This window comes from Escherichia sp. AM3, assembly GCF_032029835.1.
In the GTDB taxonomy this organism is placed as follows: domain Bacteria; phylum Pseudomonadota; class Gammaproteobacteria; order Enterobacterales; family Enterobacteriaceae; genus Escherichia; species Escherichia coli.
Genome location: NZ_JAVUPQ010000119.1, coordinates 1 through 5,133, shown reverse-complemented (window position 1 = coordinate 5,133; position 5,133 = coordinate 1). Strand labels below are relative to the sequence as shown.

Here is a 5,133-nt window from a genome sequence, read left to right as displayed (position 1 = left end):
CAACGTGTCGCTCAGACCTAAAAGAATGCGTGTACTCAGCGGCAGTTGCTGCTTCATATGCACGAACTGTTCGGTAATTTTGGGCACGACAGCAGTGAGGAGAATAATCACGACCCCAATCGCCACCGTAGTGAGCATACAGGGGTAGATCAGTGACTGAATGAGCTTGCTGCGGATTTTCTGCCGGTTTTCATTGTAATCAGCCAGCTTTTCCAACACCGGGGCCAGCAGCCCGCTCTTTTCGCCCGCTTTTACCAGGGTACGATAGAGCGAATCGAAAAGCGTGGGAAAATGCTGTAATGCATCGGAAAGGGGATGCCCTTCAAGGATGGCGCTGCGTACCTGATTTAACACGTCACCCAGTCGTTTATTACTGCTTTGTTGACCGATTACGGCAAGGCTCTCTTCCAGGGGTAATGCCGCTGCGCTTAAGGTTGCCAACTGCCGGGTGAAAAGCGTCAGTTCACTATGGCTGATCCTCGGGCGACGTGTTTTTACTCCCGAACTTTTTTGGGGGCGAATATCCAGCAGGAAAAGCCCTTCTTCACGCAGCCGCAGTCGTGCCTGACGTTCATCGTTAGCATCAATGATCCCTTGCAATTTTTGACCATCCTGGGTCATGGCGCGATAGCGATAATTCATGCTTCGCTCTCCAGCGTGGCACTGGCGACGCGCATAACCTCATCCCAGGAGGTGTCACCGCTTATCACTTTTTGCAGGCCATTTTTGATTAAGGCCTTGTGTTGTTGCCGGACTAGTCGCTCCAGTGCTTGTTCATCCACATTTTCATGAATAGCGGCCCGTAATTCCGGCGTCACCACCATCATTTCGTGGATCGCCATGCGCCCCTGATAGCCGGATTGATGGCAATGAGGGCAGCCTACGGGAGTGCCAATTGTTGTCACCGCGAGCTGATGATATTTAAACATCTGCGCTTGTTGGGGTGATACGGGCGTGAATTGTCGGCATTGCGGACACAGGCGACGAACCAGACGTTGCGCGATAATCCCTGCCAGGGAAGACGAAAGCAGGAATGATTCGACGCCCATGTCGCGGAGCCGGGTCACTGCGCCTGATGCACTGTTAGTGTGGAGTGTTGAGAGTACCAGATGGCCGGTGAGCGAGGCCTGAACCGCAATCTGCGCGGTTTCTGTATCACGAATTTCCCCCACCATGACGACATCCGGATCCTGGCGAAGTATGGCGCGCAGGCCGCGAGCGAAAGACATATCCACACGGGTATTCACCTGCGTTTGCCCAATGCCTTCCAGCTCATATTCCACGGGATCTTCTACCGTCAGAATATTGCGGCCGGGAGTATTCAGCGCCGAAAGGATGGCGTAGAGCGTGGTGCTTTTACCGGAGCCTGTCGGCCCTGTCACCAGGATAATACCGTGCGGAAGCTGAATGAGATTTTCTAAATCCTGCTTATCCGCTGCCGTCATCCCCAGGTTGTTCAATGAAAGCTGGAGGCTGTTTTTATCCAGCAGGCGGAGTACGGCGCGTTCACCATAGATGGACGGCAGTGTGGATACGCGGACATCTATGTTACGTCGCCCGATACGCAAACTAATTCTTCCATCCTGTGGAATACGTTTTTCGGCGATATCAAGACGAGCCATGACCTTAATTCGGGAGATAAGCAGTGCCGCCAGTTTTTTGTTTGGCTGTAAAATTGTCCGCAAAACGCCGTCGATGCGAAAACGGATCGACATTGTTTTTTCATAGGTTTCAATGTGGATATCAGAGGCGATTTCTTTGATGGCCTCACTCAAAATCGCATTGATCAAGCGGATAACCGGTGCCGCTGAATCTTCATTCAGGAGATCTTCATTTGCGGGCATCTCTTCCGAAAGCGAGAGAAGATCGACGGATTGATCGATATCCTGCGCAATCTGTTGCGACTCACCGGTATTCTGATGGAATACCGCTTCCAGCCGAGCTTCAAAATCAGCCTGTGACAAGCTGGTCATGGTCTGGCACTGGCCAACCTGACGTTGAATATCGAGTAACCGCTCGAATGGCGTATCGGCGAGATAAATAATCTCGCCCTCTGAATAGAGATAACCAATTCGTTGTGCCAGCGCCCAACTGGCGGGGTACGGTGAGTGAATTCTCATATGAATGCCTCACCGTGACGATGGCGCAGGGGCGTGACTGTTGAACGTGTTTTCATCCAGCACCGGCAAATCTTCCGAGCCAACCAGCGCTTTTGATTTCCCGTCGATCCGCTGTTGTTGCTCCTGACGGTAACGGGTGTATTTCTCTTTTGACAGTGAGCGATAAACATCATCGTCACGGATAATCGTCGGACGGATAAATACCATCAGGTTGCGTTTAGCGCGCTCGGTGGAGGTATAGCGGAAGAGTTGCCCCACTAAAGGAATATCGCCAAGCAGAGGAACCTTTGACACTTGCTCTTTAGAAAAATCATCCAGCAATCCGCCCAGGACCACCGTTTCACCGGTTTTGACCAGCACGGCGTTTTGAATAGTACGGGTATTAAACGTCGGGCCGAGCGTCGAGTTAGAGGAAGAGTCAACGCTGGAGACTTCCTGCTCTATTTCGAGCAACACCGCGTCGCCTTCATTGACCTGCGGAGTAACTTTGAGTTTTGTCCCCACCGTTTTGCGTTCGACGGTATTAAAGACGTTATCCCCTGAAGTGGTCTGTGACCCGGATAGCACCGGCACATCCTGCCCCACGTTGAAGGACGCGAGTTTATTATCCAGCGTTACGATGCTTGGGGTGGCGAGGATGTCATTTTTATTGTTACTGGCCAGCGCGGTAAGCAGTACTCCCCAGTCGCCATTGAAGAAGCCTGCGGCCATGCCATTGTAGGCGCTAAACATATCCCAGGCAGGATTCGCGCTGGTGATCCCACCATTCTTTTTATAATCAGCCACACCTTGCGCAGCGTTAAAAATCGGTAATCCGGTATTGGTAAATTGCTGTGCGCCAACGTTTTTATTCGCCCATTGCACGCCGAGGTTTAGTCCATTTCCATCCTGAACTTCAACGATGATTGCCTCAACCAGCACCTGTGCACGGCGAATGTCCAGACGCGCAATTACCGTGGCGAGTTTTTCCTGGACGGACTGGTCAGCGGTAATGACCAGAGAGTTAGTCTGTTCATCGGCGGTAATGGCGACGTTATCCATCGCGCCAGAAGAGGAGGGCTTACGCGCATTCCCTTTTTCATCTTTCAGCTTTTCGGAAACACCGGTTAGCACTTCCACCAGATTCGTGGCTTTAGCATATTTCAGGTAATAAACCCGGGTATTTCCTTCCTCGCTCTCTTCGACATCAAGGCTTTTCAGTAATGAAGTGATGCGCTGGCGTGCTTTTTCCGGTCCACTGATGATAAGAGAGTTGGTTCGCTTATCCGCCACAATCTTCGCGGAGAGGAGGGCTGGCATCTGGCTTTTACCGTGGCTTTCGCTGATTAATTGATTAAGAATCTCGGCGAGATCTTCCGCTGACGCATATTCCAGATGAATAATTTGCTGCTTCTCTGTGCCGATGACATCAACGCGCTTTATGACTTCAATCAGTTTATTAATGGTGGAGGCACGACCGGTCAGAATAAGAACGTTGGAGGGTTCATAATGCACAACATTACCGACGCTACCCGCATCCATCATCTGGCGGAGCAGGGGGGCCAGGTCACGAGCAGGAACGTTCTCAAGCGGTACAATTCGGGTGACCAACTCATCACCTACGCCTGGACGAGAACTGTCAGCAATCATCCCTGGCGATGTTTTTACATTAGCTGAGCGAACCACTTTCAGAAAACCATTGTCCAGCGTGATCACGGAATAACCGTAAAGATCAAGAATACTTAAAAAGAACTGGTAGTACTCCTGTTGGCTAAACGTATCATTACTGCGTACGGAAATGGTTCCCTGTACCGAAGGGTCGATCAGGATCGTTTTGCCAAGATGCTGACCCACTATTTCCACGAACTGGCGGATATCGGCGTTATTGAAGTTCGCGCCGTATTGTTCGTTCTCAGCGTGTCCTGCACAAGGCATGAGTAGTGCTGCCAGCAAGCAGCAGGTGATTTTATTGAGTCCTTTCATGACGCAGTCCATTCATTCCTGTAAGTTCCCCGACGGAAACATTTATCAAGCGGGGTACGCCGTTGCGACGAATTGTAAACTGAGCACTTTGTTGAGTTAGCAGTAAACTTAATGCCTGTGAAACCTCATCAGGGTGGGTCAGCGAAAGATTATTGATCCTGAGGGCGATATCCCCTGGTTGTAGCAAGCTGGTGGTAAATGCATTGAGGCCCTTACGAGGGTTCAATCGAAGCCCGTATATCTGTTCTCCATCACGTATAGGCGTGGCGATAATATAATCAGCGAGTACATTTTGACTTTCTGAATCAGGCTGCTTGATGATGTCAGGTAGCCCTGGATGGAGAGTTACTTTTTCGTAATGCCCGTGAGTTTCAAACACAACGCTGGTTTTATTTATTTTTCTAATAAACGTTCCCGGCGCTGACTCAAGGGCTTCGTTGAGGGAGTATCGCTTTTGTTCGCTCCCCTCATTAATTAAGACAAAAGAAGTCTCATCATTCGATGTGAGTACAATGCCATTAAGCGCTATAGAGAGCTTAGGTGTTTCCTGATTAACTGCCACGGGATTTGCATCTTTTACCCCAGCATGATTTTCGTTACGCCATAAAGCGGCAAGGCTGAAATCAGACTGAAATGCGTTTGTTGGTTGATTAATGATCTGTCCATTTTTAACTATAGTTGTATGGAAATAATTCACATTAAAAATAATCGACCCTATGCTTATAAATATAATCAATATATTGATGGCAGCATCTTTATTATGATTCGCCAGATGGAAGGGGAAACGTAGTGTGGGCACGATGTATGTTCTAATAAAATAGATTGGGTGGGTTGTATATTGACGTTAGTATAAATAGTATTAATGCCGCTTGCATGAATCAAGCAAAATTTATTTATATTAGTAATATGTATTTAATTAATAAATACATACATTATTTTTATGATTAAGGATAATCAATAATTAAAACAGGAAGTTCTATGTCTACGAGAAGAGAAGTTATTCTTTCCTGGTTGTGTGAGAAACGTCAAACCTGGCGTCTATGCTATTTGT

The 5,133-nt window shown here is 48.7% G+C and carries 5 protein-coding genes; 1 reads left to right on the top strand and 4 read right to left on the bottom strand.

Annotation, left to right across the window (positions count from 1 at the left end; genetic code table 11):
• From RTW80_RS22235 to gspC, 4 genes are all read right to left on the bottom strand, one after another.
• Positions 1-642, bottom strand: a 642-nt coding sequence (locus RTW80_RS22235; RefSeq protein ID WP_312720217.1) for a type II secretion system F family protein, incomplete at its 3' end; no start/stop codon positions are given.
• Complete coding sequence (gspE, locus tag RTW80_RS22230) at positions 639-2,120, bottom strand: type II secretion system ATPase GspE (protein ID WP_139552138.1); 1,482 nt, start codon at positions 2,118-2,120, stop codon at positions 639-641. The genes RTW80_RS22235 and gspE, both read right to left, overlap by 4 nt.
• Positions 2,121-2,129: 9 nt before the next feature.
• Positions 2,130-4,082, bottom strand: a complete 1,953-nt coding sequence (gene gspD, locus RTW80_RS22225) for a type II secretion system secretin GspD (protein ID WP_001326512.1) — start codon at positions 4,080-4,082, stop codon at positions 2,130-2,132.
• Positions 4,066-4,881 (bottom strand): type II secretion system protein GspC, encoded by an 816-nt coding sequence (gene gspC / locus RTW80_RS22220; RefSeq protein ID WP_001142708.1) that lies wholly within the window; start codon positions 4,879-4,881, stop codon positions 4,066-4,068. The genes gspD and gspC overlap by 17 nt, the downstream gene beginning before the upstream one ends.
• Positions 4,882-5,060: 179 nt before the next feature.
• Between gspC and RTW80_RS31645 the strand changes: the two genes are divergently transcribed.
• The coding region (locus RTW80_RS31645) for a hypothetical protein (protein ID WP_409415306.1) at positions 5,061-5,133 on the top strand (73 nt) is incomplete at its 3' end.